The sequence below is a fragment of the Actinophytocola glycyrrhizae genome (assembly GCF_042653545.1).
Classification (GTDB): Bacteria; Actinomycetota; Actinomycetes; order Mycobacteriales; family Pseudonocardiaceae; genus Actinophytocola; species Actinophytocola glycyrrhizae.
On record NZ_JBHSIS010000018.1, the window covers coordinates 1 to 700 of the forward strand.

At 65.7% G+C, this 700-nt stretch carries 1 pseudogene; it reads right to left on the reverse strand.

Going from position 1 to position 700, the window contains the following annotated elements:
* A pseudogene (locus tag ACFPCV_RS28035) lies at window positions 1-606 on the reverse strand (hypothetical protein); the annotation flags it as partial.
* Window positions 607-700 lie beyond the last annotated feature (94 nt).

Genomic DNA, 700 nt, shown 5'->3' on the forward strand with positions numbered 1-700 from the left:
GTTGCCGTAGTACCAGAGGGTGCCGTCCGGCTTGATGCCCACCAGGTCGGCGCGACCGTCACCACTGATGTCCGAGCCATCGGTGCCGCGGGGGGTCGAGGGTTCTGCCTCGGCCATGAGCTGCCGCGCCTTGCCTGCGGCGTCGCGGTATCGGAGCGGGCAGCACGACCTTTGGACGTCTTGCGCGATCTCCCACGCCTCATAACCCGGGTGGCCTCGTTCGCTGTTGATCGCCCTGCTGAAGAACTGGGTTGCCGCGTAGTCGACGTTCATGATCTGCTCGACCGTCCCCCAGCCCTGGGAGGGCCGCTGCTGGAACACCCCGACCGAGTCGCGGTCCCCGCAGTTGAGGTTGTTCATGTGGGACTCGACCCACCCGGCCTCGAACCCGGCGAGCATCACTTTGTCCGAGACGTTCAGCCGCTTGCCCACCTGGTGGACAATTTTGATGACGTTCGGGTCGTGCTGCGCCGGTACGGTGCACATGATGGTCATGTCGTCGGCGGTCGGTGCGTCGCCGGGGCGGGCAGCGGCCGTTCCCGCGAGCAGGATGCCACTGGCGAGCGTGCCGGCGAGGACGCTTGCCACGATTGCGGTCTTGCGCATGGTCTTCTCTTCCACTCGAAGGAAACGGATCAGGTGAGCTTCACGAAGTTCTGGAAGCCGTGTCCGATCTGGGTTCCGCTGCCCGCGAAGGGGA